The sequence below is a fragment of the Marinomonas vulgaris genome, assembly GCF_018145875.1.
GTDB classification, from domain to species: Bacteria; Pseudomonadota; Gammaproteobacteria; order Pseudomonadales; family Marinomonadaceae; genus Marinomonas; species Marinomonas vulgaris.
Window position 1 is genome coordinate 189,638 of sequence record NZ_JAGSSV010000003.1, and the last position, 25,602, is coordinate 215,239.

Annotated in this window: 26 protein-coding genes; 9 read left to right on the forward strand and 17 right to left on the reverse strand. The window is 47.8% G+C overall.

Translation table 11 applies throughout. From position 1 onward, the window contains the following. Positions 1-126: 126 nt before the first annotated feature. The 5 genes from J9B83_RS04540 to J9B83_RS04560 form a co-directional block, all read right to left on the reverse strand. A complete protein-coding gene (locus J9B83_RS04540; protein WP_211535548.1) occupies positions 127-1,728 on the reverse strand; it encodes a sensor domain-containing diguanylate cyclase in 1,602 nt (533 codons plus the stop codon). Positions 1,729-1,906: 178 nt separating this feature from the next. Further along, positions 1,907-2,935 carry a peptide ABC transporter ATP-binding protein gene (locus tag J9B83_RS04545; protein ID WP_211535549.1) on the reverse strand — a complete coding sequence of 343 codons (1,029 nt, stop codon included), beginning with the start codon at positions 2,933-2,935 and terminating at the stop codon, positions 1,907-1,909. Further along, entirely contained in the window at positions 2,932-3,900 is a 969-nt protein-coding gene (gene dppD, locus J9B83_RS04550) for a dipeptide ABC transporter ATP-binding protein (protein ID WP_211535550.1), read from the reverse strand. Before dppD ends, J9B83_RS04545 begins: the two co-directional genes overlap by 4 nt. A gap of 11 nt (positions 3,901-3,911) precedes the next feature. Beyond that, on the reverse strand, positions 3,912-4,829 hold the full coding sequence (gene dppC / locus J9B83_RS04555) for a dipeptide ABC transporter permease DppC (RefSeq protein WP_211535551.1): 918 nt from the start codon (positions 4,827-4,829) through the stop codon (positions 3,912-3,914). 11 nt (positions 4,830-4,840) lie between these two features. Next, positions 4,841-5,851 (reverse strand): ABC transporter permease subunit, encoded by a 1,011-nt coding sequence (locus J9B83_RS04560; protein WP_211535552.1) that lies wholly within the window; start codon positions 5,849-5,851, stop codon positions 4,841-4,843. 5 nt (positions 5,852-5,856) lie between these two features. Between J9B83_RS04560 and J9B83_RS04565 the strand changes: the two genes are divergently transcribed. Next, the gene (locus J9B83_RS04565) at positions 5,857-6,024 is read left to right on the forward strand and encodes a hypothetical protein (protein WP_211535553.1); all 168 of its coding nucleotides are present in this window, start codon (positions 5,857-5,859) and stop codon (positions 6,022-6,024) included. Here J9B83_RS04565 and J9B83_RS04570 read toward each other — a convergent pair. The 5 genes from J9B83_RS04570 to J9B83_RS04590 form a co-directional block, all read right to left on the reverse strand. After that, the gene (locus J9B83_RS04570) at positions 6,006-7,598 is read right to left on the reverse strand and encodes an ABC transporter substrate-binding protein (RefSeq protein WP_211535554.1); all 1,593 of its coding nucleotides are present in this window, start codon (positions 7,596-7,598) and stop codon (positions 6,006-6,008) included. The two genes, J9B83_RS04565 and J9B83_RS04570, sit on opposite strands and share 19 nt — an antisense overlap. A 489-nt stretch (positions 7,599-8,087) precedes the next feature. Then, positions 8,088-8,408, reverse strand: a complete 321-nt coding sequence (locus tag J9B83_RS04575; protein WP_211535555.1) for a helix-turn-helix transcriptional regulator — start codon at positions 8,406-8,408, stop codon at positions 8,088-8,090. Next, entirely contained in the window at positions 8,405-9,730 is a 1,326-nt protein-coding gene (locus tag J9B83_RS04580; RefSeq protein WP_211535556.1) for a type II toxin-antitoxin system HipA family toxin, read from the reverse strand. The genes J9B83_RS04575 and J9B83_RS04580 overlap by 4 nt, the downstream gene beginning before the upstream one ends. A gap of 188 nt (positions 9,731-9,918) precedes the next feature. Beyond that, positions 9,919-10,845 (reverse strand): NAD(P)-dependent oxidoreductase, encoded by a 927-nt coding sequence (locus tag J9B83_RS04585; protein WP_328797693.1) that lies wholly within the window; start codon positions 10,843-10,845, stop codon positions 9,919-9,921. Between the two features lie 340 nt (positions 10,846-11,185). Next, entirely contained in the window at positions 11,186-11,578 is a 393-nt protein-coding gene (locus tag J9B83_RS04590) for a gamma-glutamylcyclotransferase family protein (protein WP_211535558.1), read from the reverse strand. A 242-nt stretch (positions 11,579-11,820) separates the two neighbouring features. On the opposite strand from J9B83_RS04590, the gene J9B83_RS04595 reads away from it, so the two are divergent. Then, positions 11,821-12,582, forward strand: coding sequence for a sulfite exporter TauE/SafE family protein (locus J9B83_RS04595; protein ID WP_211535559.1), 762 nt, complete (start codon positions 11,821-11,823; stop codon positions 12,580-12,582). Here the strand turns inward: J9B83_RS04595 and J9B83_RS04600 are convergent. From J9B83_RS04600 to J9B83_RS04615, 4 genes are all read right to left on the reverse strand, one after another. Continuing rightward, a complete protein-coding gene (locus tag J9B83_RS04600; RefSeq protein ID WP_211535560.1) occupies positions 12,579-13,754 on the reverse strand; it encodes a helix-turn-helix transcriptional regulator in 1,176 nt (391 codons plus the stop codon). The genes J9B83_RS04595 and J9B83_RS04600 overlap by 4 nt on opposite strands. A 262-nt stretch (positions 13,755-14,016) precedes the next feature. Next, on the reverse strand, positions 14,017-15,060 hold the full coding sequence (locus tag J9B83_RS16135; protein WP_211535561.1) for a methyl-accepting chemotaxis protein: 1,044 nt from the start codon (positions 15,058-15,060) through the stop codon (positions 14,017-14,019). Next, entirely contained in the window at positions 14,982-15,317 is a 336-nt protein-coding gene (locus tag J9B83_RS04610) for a PAS domain S-box protein (protein ID WP_211535562.1), read from the reverse strand. Before J9B83_RS04610 ends, J9B83_RS16135 begins: the two co-directional genes overlap by 79 nt. A gap of 121 nt (positions 15,318-15,438) precedes the next feature. Continuing rightward, the gene (locus J9B83_RS04615; protein ID WP_211535563.1) at positions 15,439-16,923 is read right to left on the reverse strand and encodes an adenylyltransferase/cytidyltransferase family protein; all 1,485 of its coding nucleotides are present in this window, start codon (positions 16,921-16,923) and stop codon (positions 15,439-15,441) included. Between the two features lie 224 nt (positions 16,924-17,147). On the opposite strand from J9B83_RS04615, the gene J9B83_RS04620 reads away from it, so the two are divergent. The 7 genes from J9B83_RS04620 to J9B83_RS04650 all read left to right on the forward strand — a co-directional run bounded on the left by J9B83_RS04620 (position 17,148) and on the right by J9B83_RS04650 (position 23,754). After that, the gene (locus J9B83_RS04620) at positions 17,148-18,791 is read left to right on the forward strand and encodes a phosphotransferase (protein WP_211535564.1); all 1,644 of its coding nucleotides are present in this window, start codon (positions 17,148-17,150) and stop codon (positions 18,789-18,791) included. Further along, positions 18,784-19,692, forward strand: a complete 909-nt coding sequence (locus J9B83_RS04625; RefSeq protein WP_211535580.1) for a GAK system ATP-grasp enzyme — start codon at positions 18,784-18,786, stop codon at positions 19,690-19,692. The genes J9B83_RS04620 and J9B83_RS04625 overlap by 8 nt, the downstream gene beginning before the upstream one ends. Next, the gene (locus tag J9B83_RS04630) at positions 19,689-20,780 is read left to right on the forward strand and encodes an HprK-related kinase B (RefSeq protein WP_211535565.1); all 1,092 of its coding nucleotides are present in this window, start codon (positions 19,689-19,691) and stop codon (positions 20,778-20,780) included. The genes J9B83_RS04625 and J9B83_RS04630 overlap by 4 nt, the downstream gene beginning before the upstream one ends. Then, entirely contained in the window at positions 20,777-21,457 is a 681-nt protein-coding gene (locus J9B83_RS04635) for a histidine phosphatase family protein (protein ID WP_211535566.1), read from the forward strand. The genes J9B83_RS04630 and J9B83_RS04635 overlap by 4 nt, the downstream gene beginning before the upstream one ends. Positions 21,458-21,511: 54 nt before the next feature. After that, positions 21,512-22,837, forward strand: coding sequence for a metallophosphoesterase family protein (locus tag J9B83_RS04640; RefSeq protein WP_211535567.1), 1,326 nt, complete (start codon positions 21,512-21,514; stop codon positions 22,835-22,837). Positions 22,838-22,842: 5 nt separating this feature from the next. Beyond that, positions 22,843-23,112: an amphi-Trp domain-containing protein gene (locus J9B83_RS04645; protein ID WP_211535568.1), complete on the forward strand. Its 270-nt coding sequence runs from the start codon at positions 22,843-22,845 to the stop codon at positions 23,110-23,112. Between the two features lie 171 nt (positions 23,113-23,283). Further along, a complete protein-coding gene (locus J9B83_RS04650; RefSeq protein ID WP_211535569.1) occupies positions 23,284-23,754 on the forward strand; it encodes a hypothetical protein in 471 nt (156 codons plus the stop codon). A gap of 147 nt (positions 23,755-23,901) precedes the next feature. Here J9B83_RS04650 and J9B83_RS04655 read toward each other — a convergent pair whose 3' ends face one another. Genes J9B83_RS04655 through J9B83_RS04665 form a run of 3 tightly spaced genes read right to left on the reverse strand, consistent with a single transcriptional unit; the run spans position 23,902 to position 25,584 of the window. Continuing rightward, positions 23,902-24,546 carry a DUF799 domain-containing protein gene (locus tag J9B83_RS04655; RefSeq protein ID WP_211535570.1) on the reverse strand — a complete coding sequence of 215 codons (645 nt, stop codon included), beginning with the start codon at positions 24,544-24,546 and terminating at the stop codon, positions 23,902-23,904. After that, on the reverse strand, positions 24,546-24,929 hold the full coding sequence (locus J9B83_RS04660; protein WP_211535571.1) for a DUF4810 domain-containing protein: 384 nt from the start codon (positions 24,927-24,929) through the stop codon (positions 24,546-24,548). The genes J9B83_RS04655 and J9B83_RS04660 overlap by 1 nt, the downstream gene beginning before the upstream one ends. Continuing rightward, complete coding sequence (locus J9B83_RS04665) at positions 24,916-25,584, reverse strand: CsgG/HfaB family protein (RefSeq protein ID WP_211535581.1); 669 nt, start codon at positions 25,582-25,584, stop codon at positions 24,916-24,918. The genes J9B83_RS04660 and J9B83_RS04665 overlap by 14 nt, the downstream gene beginning before the upstream one ends. Positions 25,585-25,602: the final 18 nt, after the last annotated feature.

Here is a 25,602-nt window from a genome sequence, read left to right on the forward strand (position 1 = left end):
CAGACGGCTCTTAACAGACATGACTGTTTAGATGAAGAAGTGTATCGCGAGGCGCTTGGTTCAGCTCATCCATTTTATGATGAACGTCATCGATTATTTCTATAATGACAGGTGCTAACAGGGAGGCTAGCCCAAATCTGGCTCAGTACGATTTCGGCCCTTGTCTTTTGCGGCGTAAAGCTGTGCGTCGGCTGCAACGATAAGCGAATCTTTGTTGTCTAAATTAATGCTACAGGCCACGCCTAAAGAAAGGGTTAAGCGCGTTTCTACTGGTGAGGCCTTATGGGGAATGTGTCGAGCATGCACCGCCGCTTGAATGCGGTTGGCAAGAGCAACCGCAAAGCGTAAATCCGTATTGGGCAGAATGATGACAAACTCTTCCCCACCATAACGACAAGCCATGCCCGTGGTGCCGTGAATGGTGTGTCGAATCGCACTGGCGACCTGTTTTAAAGCGGTGTCGCCTTCTGGGTGACCATAGGCATCGTTGAAGCGTTTAAAATAATCGATGTCGCAGATGATCACCGATAAAGACGTTTGGTTGTGTCTCGCTTGCTCTTCTTCCTTGGTGATCATGGCGTCGTAATAGCGACGGTTATACAAGCCTGTAAGACCATCTACCAAGGCTTCTTGTTCAGCAATGGACAGCTTTCTTTCCCGTCCTAATATCCACAACAAAAAGCATTCTATGAGAATAAAAGCCACCAGTGAAAACGCGATGTTGATAAGAAACGAGTGTTTAAAAGCCTCTATCATATCGGTGACGTCTTCCCAAATCAGCACAAAGCCAACGGGCGGTAACGTGGCGTCGTTAGTGCCTTTATAGTCGAATAAGGGAAAATGAAACGACGATAAGTATCGATCATTCTCTTTAATAATTTCGGTTTCGTAGGTGATAAAGTTTTTCTTGATTGGCGTTTGATTCAGTATGTCACGGGAAGTCTCTGACGAGCTGGCTTCGGTGTAATAGTCGACATCGGAGGTTTCTTTAAAATAGGAGCCGACGTAACTTTGCCACATGGTTTCCCCCACGTGTTCTTTGGTCAAAAAAACGGCGCTTTCCACGTCAAATGAGCGAGCAAACACCGGCAAAATTTGGTTAAAAGACGTGCCCACTTCTACTGCGCCAACGTAGGTTCTCTGGTTGGTATCTGGGTCTTGTGTCCAAACTGGCGATACACCTCTTAAGCCACTGTAAACACGGCCCGTTTCAAAACCAGAACGCTCTTGTTGGTCGGCATTCGTGTCGACAATAGTGTAGCGAGTGTTGTCCATTCTGTCGCCAAATCGATTGGGTTCATGCACTCGCAAATAACTCAAACTGCCTGGTCCTAGCTGGTAATGCAGCTGTCGGACATCGAACTTTTCTGAGGTGAGGTCCCAAGGGATTTTGACTTTATCCAGCAGGGCTTTTCTAAGTGCACTGACTGAGTCACTGTACATACCCTCTTTTTCAACGGCTTTTTTTCCCGCTAAAAACAGCTGATTTAACTCATCGTTGGTGCTGATAAAGGTCGACAATTGGAGCATGTCGCGATAAGTCATATCGAGGGTGAGATTGAACTCTTGTTGATGAATTTGAGCGCGGTGTAATAAGCTGTTTTCGAGTGCTTTATGGGAGGTGTAATAGTTTATGGCGATGAAAATGAGATCAATGCATAAGATAATTAAACTGATGTAAATCGCAGATTTATGCGTGTGTGTTTGTACTTTCTGCCATATCTTCATTTTGATTAGAGTGATTTTTGCCCACAAGGTTACGAATTTAATTATAAAAGAGCATGTTTATATCATAATTTGTTCAAAAATCATGTGTACTCTAATGTAAAAGTAGGAAATATTAGCCATCAAAAAAAACGCCCTTGCGGGCGCTTGTGTGCATTGATCAATCCCTATGATGAAAGGGCTAAGCAACCTGTTCCTTGAGAGGTTCAATGCGATTTTCTTCCACCGCGTGACAGGCGATCAAGTGGTCCTTTTCCTGCTCGTTGGCGTGGTTCAAACGCAAAACCGGCGTTTCACTGCGACAACGGTCGTTGGCGTAACGGCAGCGACCGTGGAAAGCACATCCAGACGGCGGGTTCAGCGGCGATGGCAATTCTCCCTCGAGTTTAATGCGCACACGGCGTTTTTCTGGTGAAAGTTGTGGCGTACTGGACAGCAACGCCAGCGTGTAAGGATGTTGAGGGTTGTTGAACAATTGCTCACGAGAGCCCTGCTCAACGACCTTGCCTAGGTACATCACCATCACATCGTCGGCGATGTGTTCTACTACGGATAAATCATGGGAAATAAACACATAGCTGAGGCCAAATTCTTGCTGCAAATCCATCATCAGGTTCAGCACTTGCGCTTGTACCGACACATCGAGTGCCGAAACCGGCTCGTCGGCGACGATCACATTCGGGTCGAGCATCAAGCCGCGAGCAATGGCAATACGCTGGCGCTGTCCACCGGAAAACATATGCGGATAGCGCTCGTAATGTTCGGTTTTTAACCCCACTTTTGCCATGATGGCGAGGGCTTTTTCTTTGCGTTCCGCCTTGGATAACTTGGTGTTAATCACCAAGGGTTCTTCCAAAATCGCGCCGATTTTTTTACGTGGATTCAGCGAGCCATAGGGATTTTGAAAGATGATTTGAATCTTCTGACGCAGCTTAGCTTGTGCGTCCTTGCTCAAGGTGAGCAAATCTTCCCCGAGGTGCGCCAAACGCCCTTCGGTTGGTGTTTCTATCATGGTGAGCATGCGACCTAGGGTCGATTTACCACAGCCAGATTCCCCCACCACGGCCAGTGTTTTGCCTTTTTCAAGGTTAAAACTGATGCCATCAACGGCTTTTACCACGGCGTCGGGTTTGAAAAAACCTTGCTTCACATGGTAATGCTGCTTGAGGTTTTCCGCTTTTAAAATCAATTGGTTATCAGTGTGACTCATGCGGCGGGTCTCCCTTCTTTGTCCAAAGGCGTGTGGCATTTTACCTGACGGTCTAGGTCGCCCTGATTCATCGGCGCCACATTGCGGCAATGGTCGGTGGCGTATGGACAACGTGGGCTGAGCAAGCAACCTACAGGGCGATCGTATTGCCCTGGCACCACGCCGGGTAAGGCATCCAGTCGCGCTTTGCCCGCGGCGGACTCTGGCAAGGACGCCAGCAAAGCCTGGGTGTACGGATGTTTTGGCGTGCTAAACACCTCCGACGCTGGGCCAGATTCAACGATTTGACCGGCGTACATCACAATAACGCGATGAGCGACTTCGGCCACTAAGGCCAAATCGTGGGTGATCAGCACCAAGCCCATTTGTTTTTTGCGCTGTAGATCGATGAGCAAATCAATGATTTGCGCTTGAATGGTCACATCCAACGCCGTGGTCGGCTCATCGGCGATGAGCAAACGCGGGTCGCAGGCAATCGACATGGCGATCATCACCCGCTGACTCATCCCTCCAGATAGCTGGTGCGGATAGTTGTTCAAGCGAGATTCGGGTGCCGGAATGCCCACTTGGGTGAGCAGTTCAATGGCGCGCGTTTTGAGCTCTTTTTTGCTGCCGCCTTGGTGCGTTTTCAAGGCTTCCATGATCTGATAACCCACGGTAAAACACGGGTTTAAGCTGGTCATCGGGTCTTGGAAAATCATCGCAATGTCGGAGCCGGTGAGCTTACGACGTTGCTTTTCGGGCATGGCTTGCAGGTCTTGATCGTCAAAGGTTAATTGATCGGCGCTGACTTTGCCGTGAAAATCGATCAAGCCCATGATGGACAAAGAGCTGACACTTTTACCGGAGCCAGATTCGCCCACGATGCCGAGCACTTCGCCTTCTTCTACTTTGTAACTGATGTTATCCACGGCGCGAAAATTGCCGAAGGTAACGCTTAAATTGTCCAACTGTAACAGTGACATAACAACCTCTCTTACTGTTTCAACTTGGGATCAAGGGCATCACGTAAGCCATCGCCCATGAGGTTAAACGCCAATACGGTGATCAAAATCATCAAACCGGGGAAGGTCACCACCCACCAAGCGCGCTGCACGAATTGCAAGGCATCGGCCAGCATGGAGCCCCATTCTGGGGTCGGTGGCTGTGCGCCGAGTCCCAAAAAGCCCAATGCCGCCATGTCCAGAATCGCGCTGGAAAAGCCCAAGGTGGCTTGCACGATGAGAGGGGCTAAGCAGTTTGGCAAGATGCACACAAACATCAAACGCAGCGGGCCAGCGCCAATCACTTTGGACGAGGTGACGTAGTCGCGAGACATTTCCGCCATGGTAGCGGCACGGGTTAAGCGCACATAGTGAGGCAAGGAAACGATGGAAATCGCCAAGGCCGCGTTGACAATGCTCGGCCCTAAAATCGCCACAATCGCAATGGCGAGCAACAAGCTTGGCATGGCCAACATGATGTCGACGATGCGCATGATGGCGGTGTCTATCATGCCTTTAAAATAGCCAGCAATCAGACCTAATAAAATGCCCATCACTAGAGACGCAGTCACGGCCACAATGCCCACGGCAATCGACAAACGCGAGCCATAGATGAGGCGTGATAAAATATCACGACCCACATCGTCGGTGCCCAGCACGAACGACCAGTTGCCACCTTCTAGCCAAGCTGGTGGTAACAGCAAGGCATCACGGTATTGGTCCGACGGCGAATGTGGCGCGACAAAATTGGCGAAAATCGCCATAAAGCAAATGATTACAATAACGACTAAGCCAGCGACCGCACCCCTGTTGCTGCTAAAGTAATGCCAGAATTCTTGCAGTGGCGTCATGGGAGCCGGTGCTGTGCTGGTGGCCGTTTGCGTCGTGGACGTTTCGGTTGAAGTACTCATAAAACGCCTCCTTATCGGCTGTGTCGAATACGTGGATTTACAATGCCGTAGGTAATGTCTACCAAGAGATTCACGACAATAATGATGCAGGCGACAATTAAAATACCGCCCTGAACAACGGGGTAATCTCGGCGTCCGATGGACTCGATCAGCCATTTACCAATGCCCGGCCAAGCGAACACAGTTTCGGTCAGAATCGCCCCAGACAGCAAGATACCCACTTGCAAACCAATCACGGTAATCACCGGAATCAGCGCATTACGCAAAGCGTGAATGACAATCACCCGCCACGGCGCGATGCCTTTGGCGCGGGCGGTACGAATGTAGTCTTCGCTTAACACTTCCAACATGGAAGAGCGCGTCATGCGGGCAATCACCGCCATGGGAATCGTACCTAACACAATGCTTGGTAAAATAAGATGCGACACGGCCGAGGTGAAAGCGCCCTCTTCGTCAGACAACAAAGAGTCGATCAACATAAAGCCGGTCACGTCATCGATCCAATACACCACATCGATCCGCCCCGAGACGGGCGTCCAACCGAGGTTGACGGAAAACACCAGCATTAACAGCAGCGCCCACCAGAAAATGGGCATGGAATAGCCGGTGAGCGAGAAGGTCATCACCGAGTGATCGACAATGGTCCCGCGTTTCACCGCGGCAAAAATCCCCGCGGGTAAACCAATTAAAATGGCAAAAATTGCCGCACAGGTGGCCAATTCTATGGTCGCCGGAAACAGCGTCAGAAATTCTTTCATGACGGGCTCGCGCGTGATCAGCGAGTTGCCTAAATCCCCTTGTAATACCCCGCTCACATAGCGGTAATACTGCACATACAAGGGCTGGTCGAAGCCGAGTTGGGCACTTAATTCCGCGTGGCGTTCTGCGCTCACACCGCGTTCGCCGGCCATCACTTCGATAGGATCGCCAGGAATCAAACGAATCAGGGTAAAAGTCAGCAAGGTAATGCCGAGGAAAGTCGGAATAACGAGACTTAAGCGACGAAAAATAAACTGGAACATAACAGATGCGCTCTCTTGAGGTGTTATTTGATCGAACTCTTGGTTCGGTCAGCAAAACCCCTGCGCACGTCCCAGTGAACAGAGGTTTTGTTTCGCCCGAAGACGGTATGTTGCCCATGAGTTATTCACTGATGGGCTTACTGCTCAACGTCGATTATTTACTGACGTTGTAGAAGTAGTGACCGCCAAGTGGGTCAATTTTGTAACCTTTAACTTCTTTGCGAACCGGCTCGTACACAACGGAGTGTGCTAGGGTCACCCAAGGCGCTTCGCGCTTGAAGACTTCTTGAGACTCTTCGTACAGCTTAGTACGTTCGCCTTTGTCAGAGGTTTGTTTGGCCGCCAACAACAAGTCGTTGAACTCGTCGTTACACCACTGAGCACGGTTTGATCCGCCAACGCCATCACAGCCTAGCAACACGTAAAGGAAGTTATCTGGGTCACCATTGTCACCGGTCCAACCAAGCAATACGGTATCGTGCTCGCCTTTTTTAGAGCGGTTTAGGTATTCGCCCCACTCGTAAGAAACGATCTCGGCTTTGACGCCCACTTTAGACCAATCTTCTTGCATGATTTCCGCCATACGACGGGCATTTGGGTTGTATGGACGCTGTACTGGCATTGCCCAAATGTTGGTATCGAAACCGTCTGGGTAACCCGCTTCGGCCAACAGTTTTTTCGCTTTAACGGGATCGTATGGGTAATCGACCACGTTTTTGTTGTACGACCACATAGTTGGTGGAATCGGGTTTTTCGCGGCTTTACCAGCCCCTTGGAATACGGCATCGATGATGGCGCTCTTATCCGTCGCTAGGCTCAAGGCTTGGCGAACGCGTACGTCGGTGAAAGGCGCTTTTTGAGTGTTAAACGCCAAATAACCGACGTTCAAACCTTCTTGGCTCATCAAGTTGATGTTTGGATCCGCTTCCATCTGCTTAAGGTCAGCTGGGTTCGGGTACGGCATCACATCACACTCGCCTGCTTTTAGCTTGGCGTAACGCACAGATGCATCTGGTGTGATAGAGAACACCAAGCGGTCGATTTTCGCGCGGCCTTTCCAGTAATCTTCAAAAGCTACGTAGCGAATCAAAGAATCTTTTTGGTACTGAACTTTTTGGAACGGCCCTGTGCCCACAGGGTTGATATCGATTTGCTCAGGCTTGCCCGCTTTCATCAACATGTCGGCTTGTTCTTTCGAGAAGATAGACGCGAAATCCATCGCCAAGTTGGCAATAAACGGCGCTTCTGGCTGGTTCAACACGAATTTTACCGTGTAGTCATCAATGCGCACTATGTCTTTAACCAGCGTGTCCATGCCCATGCCGGTGTAGTACTCATAAGAGCCGCCAGACACGGTGTGATAAGGGTGTTCTTTGTTGCCTTGACGATCGAAAGTGAAAATCACATCGTCGGCATTAAAATCGCGGGTCGGTTTGAATTCTTTGGTGGAGTGAAACTTCACGCCTTTGCGTAAATGGAAAGTGTATTCAAGGCCATCGCTGGAAACCTCGTAGCTTTCGGCTAAGCCCGCTTCGGTTTCTGTGGTGCCCAGCTTGAACTCAACCAAGCGGTTGAACATGTTTTTTGATGTCGCATCAAACGTGGTGCCAGAGGTGTAGAACGAAGGGTTGAAGCCTTCTGGACTGCCTTCAGAACAATAAACCAGTGTGGATGCCGCGTGAGCAGAAGTGCTGATCGCGCCAGCCGCCATGAGTGCAAGCGTCAGTTTTGCTAGCCCTGTTTTCATTGGAACTCTCCATTAACGTCATTATATTTCGTGTTAAACACGTGGGAAGTTGAATCAAGGTGTTCGTTTCTTTTGTGATTTTTTTGAGGGAGGCAATACGCGGATAGCATCGCAAATGAGAAACAAACGTCACCCAGACTTCCTGCCTGAATGACGCCGTTCTGTCTCATCCTTGAGCCCCCTTTCACCATAAATACAAGCTTGAGTCTCATCAAGTTGTAAAAAACAGCGTCTTTGAAGAGTACTCAAGCCGATCTAAATCACCAATCGAAATAACGATATGCCCTATGCGTGGAATGAATACAGAAATGGCCTCATTCAGCGCAAGCCCTGTCAATCAAGGCATACAGGGAAAATCCACACGTAAAGAAAATGGAGGAAAAGTGCGTAAAATTTTTACAGAAGTAAAAAATAGAAGCGATTAAATCGGTAAACAACGACGGTTTTGTGGTTAAGGCGTTGATCCGTATTATGGCGAATATGAGAAAGTTAAGGTTCGTCTACTGTCGGTGAGTGAGTATTCATAACATGCTTCGCGACATGAGGGTGAACGGGTGTTAACCCTGATTTCATCCCAAGTGGTTTGAATACTTTATCGATAATACTTTGTACCTGGCTGCCTTTGTCTTGTTCGATGTCTGTTAAAGTACGGCGGCTAACACCCACTAACTCGGCATAACGAGTTTGAGAAAAGCCAAGCACGTCCTTACGAAGGCGTTTCAACATTTGTCCTTGCGTAAGCTCACCTAATAAATGTTGTTGTATCAGTGTGACTAATAAGGCTTGGCGTTGTTCTGCGGTCATACTCATAGAAGCCCCCAGCGAGCGAGTTTCGTGTCTAGCCATTTGACTTGGATAACCTCTAGAATGCGTTTCGGAACTCCCCTCGTTTCTAGGCGTTGCTGTAGCCCTTTTAGTTTGTTGGCCGTTTGCTTTAAGGCCAACAATGATGTTTCACTTGGGCATAAATTGTTGAGCGCTTCCGTAATGGCTTGCCAGCGATACTCGCCACCTTCTTCGAATGGCGGGCCCCATTTTGTTGTTCTAGTGATACCTTCAGGGTCAACCTTCATTGGTGCGAAGTCATAAATGGGTGATAACCAAATATTACTCGGCTTTTTCAGCAGAGCAGTATTGCGGCCATGATTATCAGAGTTTCCAAAAGCAATGTTAAGAAGGTCGCGGGTTAACCAGTCGCAAACAAAATCGGTCGCATCGAAACTTGCTGACTGTTTCTGCAATAGGTCACATACGGAATGAATGACCTCAAAATGATTAAGGTAACTCCCCGCTGGTTTGTTTAACACAGAGAAAATAGACTCCAAACCATAACGATCCCAGTGGTTCTTGTCCCAGTGAGTATCAAATCTTGGCAACCAAAGGGAGGGATAGCGGCTACCCTCAAGCAGTTTCATTTTCTCAGTGTTGATCGTATTAAATCCCATGGCAGTAAGTTCATGGTAAAAGTGATACTCCGCTCGTAAAATATCGCAATCGTCTTGTGTTTTTCGGCCGCGAGGAAATTTTACCAAGTAGTGTGCGTCAGCAATATTGTGCTGTTCTTGAAAGGTATCAATCCAGATTTCATTCTGCTCTGAACAGCGTAATAATAATTTTGGTGCTTCACCACCGGCTCCTGTTGCGCCACCGCTAATGGCACCCATTTCTTGAGCGTATTCTAAAAAGCTAGAGTCACGCTCGACCACATCGGCTAGAGTGAATTTTCGAAGATGAAGCGTTGAGTCGCTTGGTATGCTGGGAAGCGATTCTTTTATCCTCACGTTGCCAACTGGCGCGATAGTGCCCTTTTCCAATAAAGTTGTATCTTGCTCGCCGGAAGAAAGTGCTTGAAGCCCCCAGAAGTCGACTAAATATCGCCGTGCTGCGCCAGCGGGCACTATATCTTCTAAAAAGCCAAACCAACGATCGGCCTCATGTTCAATCATAATTTGTACAGGTAATACTAAACTGCAAGCATGCTCGTCATGACGATCTAACCATGTGACAGAGTAGTCAAATTCATAGCCAAGGCGACAAGGGCTAGCGGTGCCTTTTTTAGGGCTGAGCAATTGCAAGGTGGCAATATCCCACCACTGTTGTTCGATTAGGGCTTGAAGAGTGAGTGTTTTCATCGAGTGCCTATCTGAGCATACTTTTGCTCATTATAGACATTAAAATCATTTTTTGAGAAATATATTGCGCAGAAATATCTTTCAATGTTCTTTTTGAGCATAACTTTGCGCAATGTGAAGTGTGTTAAAAGCTCGGAACTGTGCTCCGAGCTGCTGCTTATGACCTGCAGTCTAAGGTTGAAATCACATTAGGCTTTTTTATCAAAAGCCTTGATCAGCACCGAGGTATCTTGGCGGCCGTGGCCTTCTGCCATGAGATCTTGGTAATCCTGATCGACGGATTGAGTCAGTGGCAGTGTCAGTCCCATTTTTTCGGCTTGGGCAAGGCACAGGCTTAGGTCTTTGTGCATCCATTCGATGGCAAAGCCAAAGTCGAATTCGTCTTTCGCCATGGTTTCACCGCGGTTTTCGAGCTGCCACGAGCCAGCGGCGCCGTATTTTAGGGTATCGACCAAGGTAGCTATGTCTAAGCCGGCTTTTTGCGCAAAGCGCATGCCTTCGGATAAACCCGATAAGACGCCACCGATGAGAATTTGGTTGACCATTTTAGCGATCTGACCGTTGCCGATCGGCCCCATTAGGCGAGTGGCTTTGGCGTAACAATCGAGCACGGTTTGCGCCTTGTCTAGATCGCTCTGCTCGCCGCCAATCATCACGGTTAATACGCCATTAACGGCCCCAGCTTGACCGCCGGACACAGGCGCGTCCATAAAGAAAAAGCCTCGCTCTTGGGCGATTTGATGCAGCTCCTTCGCCACTTCAGCCGAGGCTGTGGTGTGATCAATGAACAAGGTGCCAGGCTTGGCGAGCTGAAATGCGCCTTCTTCGCCTAAATACACTGCGCGTAAATCGTCGTCGTTGCCGACGCAGGTCAATACAATATCGCAATCTTGAGCGGCCAACGCGGGAGTGGGTGCCGAAGTGCCAGTGTATTCATCGCACCAGGCGTGCGCTTTTTGCGCTGATCGGTTGTACACCACCACAGCATGACCGGCTGCGCTGACATGCCCTGCTATTGGGTAACCCATAGTGCCTAATCCGATAAAGCTAACTTTCATCGCTGTTTTCCTTTTGCTTTTAAATGAGAGGGAATCGTGAATGGACGATATTTTCATGGTATGCGTTAACACCCTAATGACGGGATGAAAAAAAGCAAGGAAATCGGCTGAATCGCCGCTGATTATGACCATCTAAAGGATTTTCATGGTTGTTTTAAATCAAGAAATATCAGAATTCGCCTTGTGGATAACTTTGTGAACGAATCCCTGTCGCGGCGTTATTTTGCCTGCAAACGCATTATCACAGGTATTTGGTGGTGCTTCATACAGTGATTTTCAGCCATTTCAAGCAAACATGCTGAGAAAAGTGCGATTGGGGATAAAATTCCTACTGAGGTCACTACGCCCATTCAGGCGTGTGCTAAGGGGTGGCGAGAAAGTATTCTTGACTTATTGATCAGTTTTGGATCGATTTACGGGTAAAACGCGCCCAATCTCCCGCCGTAATATGAGGCGCGTTTTTCAGCGTTTGGTTGTAGGTGTAAATCCAGCCACGGCCGTACGGGGAAAAAATAGGCGTACGAACATGCAAAGAGCGCTCTAAAGCGTCGGGGTCGTAGACTTCCAATTGATCGATGGCGCTAAGCACCTCATCGGGTACGTCGTACCATTCAACGCGAATGCGATCGACGTTTTCTTGCGTGAAGGTAATCGCGGGGAACTCCCCTAAATCGTGCATACGAAACCCGGTTAACCAGCCAAGGCCGATGGGTTTACAGTCTGACAGCAGTGTGTGGTGATCCAGCCCTTTTCGTAGTGTGCCGTAAACAGCAACAATGTTAGTTGGCATAATGTGTTTCGCCTAATCATGATCAAAAACCACAAGATGCCTTGGGGATAAGCGCTTTTCAAGCAAGATACCGAGAAATTACACTCTGATGACGCAACCTTGGGAAGATCATGAAAGTCTTGTGTTTTTGCTATAAAAAAGCCCTAGTAATTAAGCTTTGTCAGCTTGGCGGATTATTACTATTATCCGAGTCCACTTTTGACATCTTGCAAACGGATTGCCCGTTTTATTAGGAAAATACTATGGATTACAGCCTGTTCACGGTGACCTTGCTGATTGGCACGGGGTTTATTGCTGGCATTATTAACACCCTAGCGGGCGGCGGTTCTAACCTCACTTTACCCGCCCTAATGGTGATGGGCATGCCGGCAGACATTGCCAATGCGACTAATCGAGTGGGTGTTTTTTTACAAAATGTTTCGGCTACGGTGGGTTTTCGTAAAGCCAAAAAGCTCGACACCGTAGACATTTTGCCGGTGATGATTCCTTCTTTGCTAGGTGGCGTAGTAGGGGCATTTGCGGCCAGTTACGCCCCAGAAACTTGGCTCAAGCCGTTGTTACTAACCGCTATGATTGGCATGACGGTGATCATGATAGTGCGCCCGACCCTGATTGCGCCGCCGGAAGGCACGGTGCCTTTTAAAGTAACGGAAAAGCCCAGTGCGTGGATTGCGTTGTTTATTGCTGGAATATACGGTGGCTTCGTACAGGCCGGTGTAGGGTTCATATTGATTGCCGCGTTGGCGGGCACCTTGCGTTACGACTTGGTGCGCACGAATGCCTTAAAAATGGTCTGTACGCTGGGCTTCACCGCGTTGGCGTTGGGGGTGTTTATTTGGAACGATCAAATTCTCTGGGTGCCAGGGTTAATATTGGCGTCTGGCACCATGTTAGGATCGTATTTGGCGGTCAAAATGGCCATCAAGGCCAATCCTAACCATCTGAAATGGTTTTTATTCATTATGACCGTTTGTGGCAGCGCCGCGGCGCTGCTAACCGATTAGCGCATCAAGGCTTTTAATACCGTACAAATTAACTGGCCTTGACGATGAACGCCGGCTTTGGGAAACATTTGTTTCAGTTGCGAGCGCACGGTGGCCTCGCTTTTAAAGCGTTTCACGGCAATGTCTTTTAAGCTCATGCCGAGTACTAAATCGGCACAGAGCACAGATTCGGCGTGAGAAAAACCAAAATAGCTGGCGATCAATTCCGCAGTGGGTAAGGTGCGTTGATTACCGTCGTATACTGTTATCAAAATCCCGCTATTGTCGATTGGTGTGAGCGCTAATAAATGGGGTTTATGGTCATTGATCCTCATAACGATCACATCGCAATCAAACTCACTCTGCCCCATGCTGGCACGAATGATTTGCGTAGAAGACGCTAAATACGACGCCTGGTGTTCTTCATCCTGAAACTCCAAGCGTTTGCTATTGAGCATGAGCTGATCTTGTCGACACAAAAAATCTTCGGCTTTGCCATTTAAGTACATGAGTTCCGCTTGTTCGTTTAAAACAAAGCTTGGATACGGTAAAGCCTTGACCAAAGACGAAAAGGATTCTGTTTGTGTCTGAGTTTTATCGAGTTGTTGATACAGCAAAACCGCTTGTTTGATGTAAGGCGCTAAGCGATTTAATTGGTTTAGCTCAGCGGCTTGATAAGCGCCCTGCTCGACGGTTCTTTGAATGGCTAATAAGGTGGTATGTGAGTCGGTGCTGTCGATAACCAACCAAGCACTGTCGATCATGTTTTGATCTTGTTGCCAGCGGCCATAATCGGGCAATTGCTTGGCTTTCTCAATGAGCGATAAGGCAGTTTGAAATAAGCCTGGTCGAGTATAAGTGGCGTAGTTTGAGACGAGGTCGCTTTTGATCATGTCGTTCTCAATGTACCAGAGCATGAATTCTTCAGATAACCCCGTGTACCAAATATGATCTATCTGCAGCGGTTGCTTTTTGATCACCACCAGCTCAGCGGCACAGCCTTGAATGGCTTCTACAATAAGGTTTAGAAACGGATGAAAGCCTTCTTTATCCACCAAAGCGGCGTAAAGGGATTGAATGATCTGTGGCTCTTGGACAAGTGGCTCTTGAGCGAATGATTCTTCAGCATGGGGCTCTTGATTCAGCAAGGTAGAGAGAATGCTGTCAGTGTTCGATTGGGATAATACGGTCATTGTAAATCCAAATAATAGCGATTACTTATCCTTAAGGTGAGCGTTCAAGCGGCATACAAGGCCATTTACACGGCGGTATTAATGAAGAACTGTCATCCTTTTAAAACAGCCTAGAACAGGTGGTTTGTCAGGTCAACGTAAAGAATGACGATTTTTCTGGGAGATTAAAAATGGTCGCCGTGTCGGTATGGGTAAAAAACAGCGGCGACCTTGAGGGGCAATAAGTATGAGTGTTTTCAATATGTCGTTAACAGAAGGCGGCTTATTCCTTCATTTTATCGACCATTTCAACGAACCTTGATACGCCAGCGGAAATCTCTGTTAAGCCGCGAGACACCTCATTGATGCTCTCTTGCCCCTGCAGTGCGATACCATCCACTGACCTCAGCATGTTGTCCATCTCATTGATTAAATTATGATTTTGCTCGACAACACTGGTGATTTCCGCTGTTGCGGTGGCGGTAGAGCTGGCCAGTTTACGCACTTCATCGGCCACCACAGAAAAGCCTCGACCAGCTTCACCAGCGCGTGCCGCTTCGATGGCCGCATTGAGCGCCAGTAAGTTGGTTTGGTCGGCAATGGAGCGAATGGTCACGACAATATCGGCGATGTTTTTAGACTGCTCTTGAAGCTGCTCACCGGTTCGAGCGGCCAACCTGACTTTCTCGGCGATCTCAGCGGAAGTACGCACCGAGGCGTCTAGAATTTCGACGGCGTTAGACGATACCTGACTGGTTTGCTCCGATGTGGCCGCAGCAAGCTCGATGGCAATCATCGCATTATTAATACGAGTGGTGATGTCTGATGCAAATTTGATGATCTTATACACACGACCTTTTTCATCAAAAATGGGGTTATAGGTGGCTTCTAACCAGATGACCTTGCCTTCACCATCGAAGCGCTGAAAGCGTCCAGAAAAGTGTTTACCACGCGCCAAATCTTGCCAAAAATTCGGATTGTCTTTGTAGAATTTATCATCGCAGAAGATACGATGGTCTTTGCCCTGAATGTCTTCTTGGCTGTATTTCATCGCCGTTAGAAAATTCGTATTAGCCTGTATGATTTTACCATTCGGCTCAAATTCAATGACCGCTAATGAGCGATCGAGTGCGGTTAGTACGGCGTTTTTATTATCCAAAGATTCTTGAATATCAGTGATGTCATTGGCAATTTTAAGAATTTTGGTAATGCGTCCCGTGTCGTCAGAGACTGGAAAATAGTTGGCTTCTAAATAGATGGGTTGCTTGTTTTTAGTGAAACGAAGAAGGTGCCGTTGTTGGCTTTGCCGGCTTTTAAATCGTTCCAAAATTGCTTGTAATCAGCAGAGCGCGCGTATTCTGAATCGCAAAACAGACGATGGTGTTGACCAATCACTTCGTGTAATTCGTAACCGACAGCGTTTAAAAACAGCGGATTGGCTTCCAAAATAATGCCATCGGTATTGAAGCTGATACAGGCTGTGTTTTGCTGAATGGCGAGCAGTTCATGGCTGCATTGATTGTCTTTTTGCCCAGATTCTTTCGATGGGACCTTTTTCTCAGCTTTTCGTCTAAAAATCATCATTGCCGTCCTTAGTAACGGTGCGTGGAGTCACTATTTTTGATAGGCCAAAGTATGTTCTATGTCCAGAACATTGCCTAGTCAACCACCTTTGTAATTTAGGTAAATGATGTATCGTTTTGTATCAATTTAATTTATCTCTAATGCGCTGTTTGACCTCTGTGGTGGAAACAGAGTCGGTGCGTGGGGCAAACACCACAGAAATGCCGTCCCGCTGAAGGCGTATCGCTAAAACGTTCCAGCGCTCGCTTCCCTGCCATTCTTCACCGCAGACGACGGTTTGCACATTGAGCGACGCGATCCATTGCGCCGCCGCTTCTGTCTGCGCCATGGGGGCGGCGACAAGGTGCACTTCGTCGACGACATTGAGTGCTCTGAGCAGCGCCATGCGATCTTGCTCTGCGGTGATCGGAGCGTAGCCTTTGCTCTTTTGAGCAAAGGCGTCTTGTGCCACGCCGACGACCAAAACACGGCCCTGTTGTTTGGCAAAATTGAGATAGTTAAGGTGCCCTTGGTGAAATAAATCGAAGTACCCCAGAGCCAGCACACGATGCTCATTCAAGGACTGGCTCAAGTGTGTTTGTATGTCGGCCAAGATAGGGTCGTTAGGTTTATGTCGACGCAAGGTGGCGAGCATGGCCAGGGCTTTGTGTGTGTTGCCCTTGCCCCATTCGCCATACAAGCGAGAATAGCCATAACACTGGGCGAGCCAAGAATAATGGCGAAGATTGGCCGCACACACTATGGTGTCAAAATACGGGTCTGGCACTCGCCACGCTTCGCCATACAAAGCGGCTAAAAACGCCCTGGGATCCGATAAATGCCACACCTCTCCCGCGGGTGAGGTTTTTTCTGTCAATGAAAGCGTCGGGAAATAGGTAATGCGATTCCACGAAAACGGCACGTGATCCATCCATAAGCCAGAAATGGCGTCGCCTGACTGAGTATCGGTACCATAGCCGCACACATCCAAAGTAATGCCCGTCGCTTGGTGCTTGAAGCAGCGAGGGTTAATCAAGCCATAGGAATGTGACGCCTCTTGCCAACCAGATGCGCTAAGCACCCGAATGGCGTCGGTCATTTGTAGCCAATCTATGCCAATATCAATGTCTTTGTCGTTGTCGAGTAATTGCCCTGTGCGCTCAAGCCCTAACAAGGTGCCGGCGGTGGCAAAGGCATAAACGCCCTGCTGTTTGAGTGTGGCTAGCGTCAACCACAACAAGGGCTCGGCTTGCTGACGATCAAATGGAGCGGGAGTCGATTGCGGCGTTGAACGGGGCGATGAGGGCTGTGGCGGCTGCAGGCGACAAAGCACCAATGCCTGATAAAACGCTTGCGACGCTTGTGGCAACAGTCGCTTCTGCTGGTAACAAAGTCCTAATGTGTGATGAGCTTCGTGGGCATAAGGCACATCACGAACGAGCGCTTCAAGATCGGCAATCCATTCAGCCCCTTTACCTTCCAAAACGGCTAATTGAGCAAGGTAAATCCTAGCAATGGCTTGGCTAGACGTTTCTTCGTACAAACGGCTGAAACGCTGTTTAGCCTGCGGATAATCGCCTTCACGAAACGCCTGCAGGGCCAGTTGTACCTTGTTCTCAATGGGCATAGTGGTTCTCTATAAGACGTGTCATTTGAATGCTTACTTGCACTTTCTTAGGTTTTTGTCAGAGACAGAGTAAGGGTTTTTTAGTCGCTTGATAAGGCGAATAAATGCCTTTATTGCTGATTAATGGGGTGTTTTCTCGGCTTTGAGCTAGTCTGTAATATAACTGTCATCTCTATGCTTTCTACTTTATGTATAGTCTAAGGTAACGATATTAGGGAAATGTTATGTCCTCAAACCCAGTGGTGTTGACGCTTCAAGAGCCGGTGTCTTTTCTCTTGAATGAAGTGGAAACACACTGTCACCTAGTGGCGCTTTTTTTCAGTTCCAGCTCGATTACCTTGTTGCCCAGCTTGCGTGGCCGACGTGGTTATGTGCAGGCGCTGCGTGAAAAAGCCGATGTGGAAGTGGCGCGGTTATTGGCACAACGCAAAAAAAACAGCCGCTACCATGCCCAAGTGACTGGTATGCACGCCCTCGCCATGGCGTTGGAAATGCTGACCAAACACTGCTTCGACTGCGTTCGGGAAGGCACGTTAAGCGCCAGTTACCCACACCCAGCCGGCGACGAAGCCAAAAAGTTGGTCAAACGCATTCGTCGGGCGTTGCGTTTGGTCAAAGTCGGTTTGGCGGACAATCGTCGTCGTACTGGCATCAAGTTAGGGCGCCGCACCCACAAATTGCTCGCCAGTTATAACGATTTACAAAGCAAAACCTTGCAGGCAAAAGCGACCTTGAGCGACGAACAGTTGCAAGCCTCGATACTCAGTAATCTTGGTATCAAGCGACTGATTGAACAGTTAGGCGTGGTCGGCGACGCTTTAATCAAGGCGGATTTGGGTCAAGTCGCCACGCTTGATAATTATCCGCATTTATTAGACAGCGCGACCAATCTGAACTATCACTTGCGAGACTTAAAAGTCCGCCGCTTGGCGTTAACGCGCTCAGGCAGTGCGATTGCGGCGATCACTCATAAAGATCAGTCTGGTAATAATGTGTTGGCGGTGTACAAAGAAGGCGACCGCGCCAAAATCGAAGAAGAAGTGGCTGGGGTGAATCACTGGCGCAGTATAGACCCCAAATTAGCGCCGAGCGTGCTGTCACAACAGGGCAATTCCGATGAACAGGTGTCGCTGCTGATCGAGCATATTCCCGGACAAACCTTGGAAGCGCTTTTGCTGAACGGCGACCAAGATGGCACTCAGGCGGCATTAAAAGCCTTGTTTAAAACGTTGAATCAAACTTGGAAAGCCAGCCTCACCCCAGAAACCTGCAACGCGAACTTTATGGCTCAGCTGCAAAAGCGTATCAGCGACAGTCGCAAAGTGCACCCTGAATTTTTCAAAGAAGAGGAGCGTATTTGCGGGTATGTCAGTCGTGGATTCGACGAGCTAGTGCAAGACGTTGCCAAGCAAGAAACTCTATGGCGCGCGCCCTTTTCAGTGCTTACTCACGGGGATTTTAACGTGGACAACCTTATCTACGACGACGCCGAAAAGCGCGTGTATTTTATTGATTTACACCGCGCCGCTTACTTTGATTATGTGCAAGATTTGTCGGTGCTCATGGTGTCTATTTATCGTTTACAGGTGCTCAGTGGCGACACGCGAACACAAATGATGGACAGCGCCAAAGCCGTGTATCGTTTTGGTCAGCGTTTTGCTAAACGCCAGCAAGACGAGACGTTTGAACTGCGCTTAGCCGCCGGTTTGGCGCGTTCGTTCGCGACGTCGACGCGTTTTATATTTGATAAAAAACTGGCCTCTCGCATGCACTTGCGAGCCCGTTATTTGCTGCATACATTGGCAAATATAACGCCAGAACAGGCTCAGACATTTACCCTACCATTAAAGGAATTGTATGTTGAATAAGCCAAAAATCGGGGTCATCGGCATCCCGGGAAAATGGTCTACAGAAGTGCTGGCAGATCGCCTTGAAGAGCGCACAGGTTTTCGCGCAGTGATCGACATGAGCCAAGTGGAATTGCGCCTCGATACTCAGCAGCTTATGTATCAAGGGTTGGATCTAATGACGCTCGATGGCCTTATCATCAAGAAAATCAGTGAAACGTATTCCCCTGCTACGGAAGACCGCATTCATTTATTGTCTTACGCGGAGCGTGCTGGTGTGAAACTGTTCAGCCCGGCTCACAGCGTCGGCAACTTGGTGAATCGCCTAAGTGGCACCCTTGCGTTACAGCAAGGCGATATTCCCATGCCGAAAACACGCATTACTGAAAGTGCTGAGCAGGCATTCACAACGATACGAGAATTTGGCTCGGCGATTCTAAAACCCCTCTACTCGACCAAAGCCCGCGGCATGATCATGTTAACCCCCGCCGACAGTGATGAAGTAGTACGCGACGCGTTAGAAAAATATCGACATACCCAAAGTATTTACTACATTCAACAAACGGTAGAACTCGATGGCCGAGATCTCGGTATGGTTTTCATTGGCGGTGAGTATCTGTGTACCTACGCCCGTGTGGGCAATAAAGACTCTTGGAACACCACCATCAATAGCGGCGGCAAATACGAGCTGTTCGAGCCCGGTGCGGACTTAATCGAACTGGGGCGACGCGCTCAAGCCTGCTACGATCTCAGCTTCACCACGGTCGACATCGCTCTGACGAACCAAGGCCCTGTGGTGTTTGAAGTGTCTGCGTTTGGTGGTTTTAAAGGCGCGTTAGAAGGATGTAATATCGACGCGGCCAGCGCTTATGCCACCTATGTTTTACAAGCATGTGGCTTATCGGAGGGAACAACATCATGATCAAAGCGTTATTAAATTTACCCCACGTGAACGAAGTGCTGAATCGTTGCACCAATACCGTTCAGCTTACCTTTGCTGATGTGTCAGTGACCGTGCATTCAAACGAAGGCATTTTGCTGGCCGGCATTGCCGATTACTACCGCAGCTATTTAAAAAGTACGACCACTCCCAGCACGTCACTCACCTTGTATGTGATTGAACAAGACGCGGTTGGCGACGAGCTAGACTGGCTCGAAGTGCCTAGAGAAGCAGGCAAAACAGGTCGAAAAGAAGGCTACCTTGATGTGGAAGGCGGCCGCTGGATTAAGAAATTCAAAACCGGCATGGCGTTTTTGCAGCGCCCAGATCAGGCCGTTGCGGTGGGGCCATGCACGGCAAATGTGGCGCAGATCGTCAACTTTATCAACAATCAATTCTTGAACCACTACTTGCGCCAAGGCTTCACTCTAGGGCACGCGTCGGGTTTCAGTGTGAATGGCGAGGTTACGGCCATTGCGGCCGGCTCCGGCGGTGGTAAATCAACGTTGATGCTGCGTTGCTTGGAAAACCCTAAACGCGATTTTTTAACCAACGATCGCATCTTACTCAAAAAGGCACCCGTGGGCACAAACACCATCGGATTAGCCAAATTACCACGAGTCAACCCCGGCACTCTGTTGCATGCGGAACGCTTGCGTCATATTTTGCCCGAAGCGCGTCAAGCGGCATTACGCGAGATGCCACAAGGTGAACTCTGGTCACTGGAAGAAAAATACGACGTACAAATTGAAGACGAATACGGCGCAGATCGCGTGTGTTTAGCGGGGAACTTGTCGCGCTTGATCATGCTCGATTGGTCGTTAAACAGCCCAGAGCCAACGTGCCTTGAGCGAGTCGATCTTGCTACGCAGCCTGACGTTATCGAAGGCTTACGTAAGCGCCCAGGACCATTTTACCAAAACAACGAGGGCGTGTTTGCGGATTTGAACGCCATAGATTCGGTCGCTCATTATGTCGACGAACTGGCAAACGTAGCCGTGTACCGTTTGACGGGTAAAATCGACTTTGATCGTGCGTATGAGCTGATCGCTAACTTGGATCAAGCATGATTGCCTTTATTCGTCACGGGGAATACGAGCAGCTTAAAAACGTGCCGAGCGCCCTGCAGCCCTTTCCGCTCACGCCTGAGGGTGAACAAGAAGTGCGCCGCCAAGCGCGAGCGTTTGCTGTGTGGTTGGCTGAGCAAGGCTTGCGCTTAGAGGCTCAAGTAGATGCCTCGTCTTTGCTGCGAGCGTGGCAAACCGCGAAAATTTACCTGGAAGAGTTAGGCGATTTTTTTGACGATGAGCCGAGTGTTGTCTCGTTTCCCGCATTGTGTGAGCGCAGCGTGGGTGCGGTGGCGAATTTGCCTATCGATGAAATAGAACGTATTTTGGCGCTGGATCCCAGGTTTGATACGCCACCAGATCATTGGAAATCCGACAGTCATTATTGTCTGCCGTTTGATGGTGCGGAGTCCTTATGGCAAGCGGGCGAACGGGTGGCCACTCACGTACGAGACTGGCAACAGCAAGCTGGCGATAATGGCCGTATAAAGCTGTTTGTCGGTCATGGCGCGTCGATACGTCACGCGGCTTGTCATTTAAATGTCATAGAATTTTGCGATATTAAACGGCTCAGCATGTTCTATGGCCACCCTGTCGTGCTCGATTTTACGGCAGGAACCTATCAGGAAAAACGTTTCGGTGATTGGAAGCAGCGTCAAATTCATGATGTACCCGATTAAAAACTCTCAGTATAACCCGTGATTTGAACGCTCACTTTACAAAGGTAAATGACCATGCAAAGCCCCATTCCCGCGATTTTAGACCGCCCCAATCACACTGATATTATTGCTCGTTTACCGAGTGAATGGGCGCCATGGCCGCGGGATGACAGCTCGGTGAATCATCATGTGATGTCCACAGGTAAAACTCCATCGCGTTTTAAAAAGAACAAGCTACGCTGGCCAAAACGCCCCGTTGTATTCATCTCTGACCCACATGCCGATGCGGCCGCATTTGAAGCCTCTTTAATTGCAGCGGGTGTTGCCGAACGCAAGAAAAAAGCCGCGTTGGGCCATCTGTCCTTGACCAAAAAAGGACGTCGCGCTGAAATTATTGTCGGCGGCGATTGCCTAGATAAGGGCCCAAGCAACCTTCAGCTGCTGCGCAGCGTAAAACAGCTGTATAAGCTTAAAGCCCGTGTCACCTTGTTGGCGGGCAATCACGATTTGCGTTTGTTGATGGGATTATTGGCGCTGGCACGGAAAAAAGACGTAGGTAACCAGCACTTCTTCGTGCGCATGGGGAAAAAGGTCGTGCCTCTCTTTCGTGAAGTGTTTGATGAATACCTAGCGGACACCAAGTGGGACAAGAAAATTCCCGACGAAGACACCTGTCGTTCGTTGTTGTTTCCTGGCGATGATTGGTTTAAAGAGTTTCCTTTTCACGCGGCGGGGTTTTTAACAGTAGAAGGTATCGACCGTGAAGTACGCAAAATGGAGTCGAAAAATCACAGCTTCGAAAAACACTGTTTGGCCGCCGGCTTGAGCTTGCGTCAGGTGTACGCTACCTCGCTCAAATGTCAGCAGTTGTTTCTGCACAAAAAAGGCGAGTTCAACTGGTTCTTCCGCAAGATGGAGCTGGTGGCAAAGCGCGGTTCTTTCTTGTTTTTGCACGCTGGGCTCGACGACAGCATGGGGCAGATGTTGCTAAAAAGCGGCACTAAATACGCCAATAAAGCCTTTCACCGTAATTTAAAACGCCGTGATTTGTTCAGCTTTTACTACAGCTCCATCGCCAATACCTTTCGTACCAAATACCGAGACGCAGATTTGCCTTTGACAGCGCGAGGGGTCGAAGCGATTCATAAAGCGGGCATTCATGTGGTGGTGCAAGGTCATATTAACCGTCAGCAAGGTCAGCGCGTGGCGATCAAAAAAGGTCTAGTACACGTGGAAGCCGACATCACCTTGGATTCTCATTCTCGTCAAGTCGAGGGCCTAAAAAGCTACGGCATAGGCGCGACCTTGATCGATAAAGAAACCGGCATCGTGGGATTGAGCTGCGATTATCCGACCGCGAAAGTCATGACCGCCGACGAACTTCAATGCATTTACGAGTAAGCTAGATGAAATCAAAAACCGAATTTAAATACGAAGCTTTGTTAGACTCAAACGACATTCAAGAAGTGCTCAAAGCCTTGTCCAAAGGCCTCAGCAAAGGAAAACTGGAATTCAGCGATGAAAAAGAAGGCACACTGCAGCTAGATCCAAAAGGCTTGATGCGCCTAAAAGTTACCGCTTCAGAAGATGAAGACAGCCAGCAATTTGAGGTGAAAGTGCGCTGGGAAAAACGCCCAAAACGCCTGAACAAAACAGCCCCCAGTATCCGCTCGTAGTACGAAGGCCATCAGCAAATAGAGGGTGAATACTGGTACACTTTTGTGTCGTTCTGATCCTTTCCTGTTTTAATATGTTAACCCTCGTCTTCGCTGATTGACGAATCCCCCGCCGTTGTCCTATTTTGAATGAGCACCCGATTGCCATAAAAATAAAACACGGAGGTCACAATGTACAAAAAACTGCTCATCATCATTAGTCTCTTGTGCACGCCCGTGTTGTGTGTGGCGGGACCATCTATTAATCAATTAAATTCTTGCTTAGCGCTGGTGGATTTTGTTGACATCAAGCTGTCTGAATTCAGCGATCATTACTCCCAGGAAGACATGGCTACCGTACACAAGGGGCTGTCCATGTACAGTCAATTCTTGCAAAACGAAGTGATCACGCCAAAATTAGTCAGCATGTACGGCGGCAATGAAACCCAGGCAAAGGTCATGCAAAAACTCTTTGATCGACAGCGCAAAACCTTCCTACTTCATCTTAACGAGCGCTACACAGAACAGAAATTACTCACCGAATACGCTGCCAGCATCAATCAATGCAAATCTAACACACGAATTCGCCCAGATGCCGCGAAAGCCCTAAACAACGCGATGAACACTATTATAAAAATGGTGAAAGCACGTAATTTTAATTGAGATGTTTTGTACGGTATTGAGTTTAATGTTTTTTATAAAAAAATAAAAAGCCTCAGTAATCAAATGCTGAGGCTTTCATAATAAAAGTAATTTTATTATGAGGTTGGTCTATTTATTAAATAAAGATATCATTTAAACAAATAAAATTTATTTCTCTGGAATTACTATATATGGACCAGTTAATAAGCCTCTATTAGGATTATAAATAGCTAGGTTGTTCGCTGCTCGTGCAACTTTTGGTGTGTTGTCTGAAATAGAGTTGGCGATTTGTGATACTAACGCATTTACAAGACTTCCAAGCCCACCTCCACCTGAATCAGAACTTTGCTTAACATGAGAGCTTGCATCCCACAAAAGAACTCCTGTTTTACCATCAACTAATCTCATTGAAACATTAACAACGGTATCAGAAGAAATTATATTATATTTTTGTCCCCAATCGTTGATTTCAACATATAATACAGCATCAGCGCCAATATTTTCATATAGCTTATCAAGAGGTACGGAATTCATTTCTCCCGGTGTTGGCAGTCCATTTTCTTTCAGAAAAGTGTCAATAACGGCAACAGGAAAAACGTAATATCCTTTTTCTCCTAATGGTCTGCTAATAGTTGATAAGTAAATATAAGGAGCATTTGTTTCTACTGAATTATTATTAGGTGGGATGACCAATATTGATTTTGGTTTAGATGCTAATAATGCATCATAGTTATAAGGCGTAGTAGAACACCCAGTAATGAAAAGAGATAAAGAGACTGAAAAAAGTAAGAAAAGATTTTTAAAACGCAGCATTATTTCGCTCCTTCTAAACGATTCATCATCCCGTCTATGAGTACCGCAGACTCTGGGAAGAGTGACTTCTCTGTCATAAACTCCGCTTTAGACTGAGCCACATTACCCTCTAATGCATACATGTATCCAAGATGGGCGTGTATGCCTGGCGCAACAGGTATATTATTGGCTTCAGCCTTTTCAATGTCAGCGACCAAAGTAGAAATTTGAGTTGTTGAATCTGCGCTGCCTGGCTCGATATACATACTGTAAAGTAAGTCTTCGTATTCACCCCAGTAAAACGTGCTTTTTTGAGATGCACAACCACTCAAAGCAAGTAATACTAATGCGAGTAAAACAGTGCTCGATTTTCTAAAGTGCTTCAAACTTTTATTTTTTATCATTTACTTCTACCATCCATGTACCATTTTCCAAATCACGTATGATATTATTGACTGCTTCTGTGATTGCAAAATTTAAAACTTTACCATTTAGTGTTGCATCATAGCTCGCTGTAGAGCCAAAGCCTACAACTTCACGATTACTAAGTTCGTATTCACCTGCTGCTTGGGTAGAGTAAACAATTTCCCCATTTACAACATCTACGATATTAATGCTAACTTTTGCGTATGCTGTCTGAGTTTTTCCAGACCCAAGAATACCGAACAGTTGTTTATCACCAGTCAATTTTCTACCAAATTCAGTAACATCACCAGTAATAGTATATCTTGCACCTGTCAAAGTTTGTTTTACGCCATTAAGCTCTGCTTCACGTTGCAAGACCTCTAAGTTCTCTCTGTCTACTACTTTAAATCGATTTGTCTGTTGGAGATGAGTTTTAAGAATAGTTTTAGATTGATTTCCTAACTTGTCAGTGCCTGACGAGAAAAGACCTTGCATGTATGAAGATCTATTTTGGAAGTTACCGACAACCAACGTGGTTTTGAGTCCTTTGTAGTCAGTGTTATAACTCTGTACGGTTTCGGACTCTACAGCACGATGTGATTGGCTGACAGAGCAACCTGTAATTGTTAAGCTTGTTGCTATAGATAGTGCAATTACAGAATTCTTTAAGGA

Coding starts and splice junctions, on each gene's coding strand:
- dppC (WP_211535551.1), bottom strand. CDS start 4,829: ATGAGTACTTCAACCGAAACGTCCACGACGCAAACGGCCACCAGCACA.
- J9B83_RS04580 (WP_211535556.1), bottom strand. CDS start 9,730: ATGAAAACACTCACTCTTCAAGCCCTAATCGAACAACAGTGGTGGGAT.
- J9B83_RS04590 (WP_211535558.1), bottom strand. CDS start 11,578: ATGCCAACTAACATTGTTGCTGTTTACGGCACACTACGAAAAGGGCTG.
- J9B83_RS04540 (WP_211535548.1), bottom strand. CDS start 1,728: ATGAAGATATGGCAGAAAGTACAAACACACACGCATAAATCTGCGATT.
- J9B83_RS04660 (WP_211535571.1), bottom strand. CDS start 24,929: ATGATAAAAAATAAAAGTTTGAAGCACTTTAGAAAATCGAGCACTGTT.
- J9B83_RS04620 (WP_211535564.1), top strand. CDS start 17,148: ATGTCCTCAAACCCAGTGGTGTTGACGCTTCAAGAGCCGGTGTCTTTT.
- J9B83_RS04650 (WP_211535569.1), top strand. CDS start 23,284: ATGTACAAAAAACTGCTCATCATCATTAGTCTCTTGTGCACGCCCGTG.
- J9B83_RS04645 (WP_211535568.1), top strand. CDS start 22,843: ATGAAATCAAAAACCGAATTTAAATACGAAGCTTTGTTAGACTCAAAC.
- J9B83_RS04565 (WP_211535553.1), top strand. CDS start 5,857: ATGCGCTCTCTTGAGGTGTTATTTGATCGAACTCTTGGTTCGGTCAGC.
- J9B83_RS04600 (WP_211535560.1), bottom strand. CDS start 13,754: ATGACCGTATTATCCCAATCGAACACTGACAGCATTCTCTCTACCTTG.
- J9B83_RS04635 (WP_211535566.1), top strand. CDS start 20,777: ATGATTGCCTTTATTCGTCACGGGGAATACGAGCAGCTTAAAAACGTG.
- J9B83_RS04610 (WP_211535562.1), bottom strand. CDS start 15,317: ATGATGATTTTTAGACGAAAAGCTGAGAAAAAGGTCCCATCGAAAGAA.
- J9B83_RS04560 (WP_211535552.1), bottom strand. CDS start 5,851: ATGTTCCAGTTTATTTTTCGTCGCTTAAGTCTCGTTATTCCGACTTTC.
- J9B83_RS04595 (WP_211535559.1), top strand. CDS start 11,821: ATGGATTACAGCCTGTTCACGGTGACCTTGCTGATTGGCACGGGGTTT.
- J9B83_RS04575 (WP_211535555.1), bottom strand. CDS start 8,408: ATGAGTATGACCGCAGAACAACGCCAAGCCTTATTAGTCACACTGATA.
- J9B83_RS04585 (WP_328797693.1), bottom strand. CDS start 10,845: ATGAAAATATCGTCCATTCACGATTCCCTCTCATTTAAAAGCAAAAGG.
- J9B83_RS04545 (WP_211535549.1), bottom strand. CDS start 2,935: ATGAGTCACACTGATAACCAATTGATTTTAAAAGCGGAAAACCTCAAG.
- J9B83_RS04640 (WP_211535567.1), top strand. CDS start 21,512: ATGCAAAGCCCCATTCCCGCGATTTTAGACCGCCCCAATCACACTGAT.
- dppD (WP_211535550.1), bottom strand. CDS start 3,900: ATGTCACTGTTACAGTTGGACAATTTAAGCGTTACCTTCGGCAATTTT.
- J9B83_RS04570 (WP_211535554.1), bottom strand. CDS start 7,598: ATGAAAACAGGGCTAGCAAAACTGACGCTTGCACTCATGGCGGCTGGC.
- J9B83_RS04615 (WP_211535563.1), bottom strand. CDS start 16,923: ATGCCCATTGAGAACAAGGTACAACTGGCCCTGCAGGCGTTTCGTGAA.
- J9B83_RS04630 (WP_211535565.1), top strand. CDS start 19,689: ATGATCAAAGCGTTATTAAATTTACCCCACGTGAACGAAGTGCTGAAT.
- J9B83_RS04655 (WP_211535570.1), bottom strand. CDS start 24,546: ATGCTGCGTTTTAAAAATCTTTTCTTACTTTTTTCAGTCTCTTTATCT.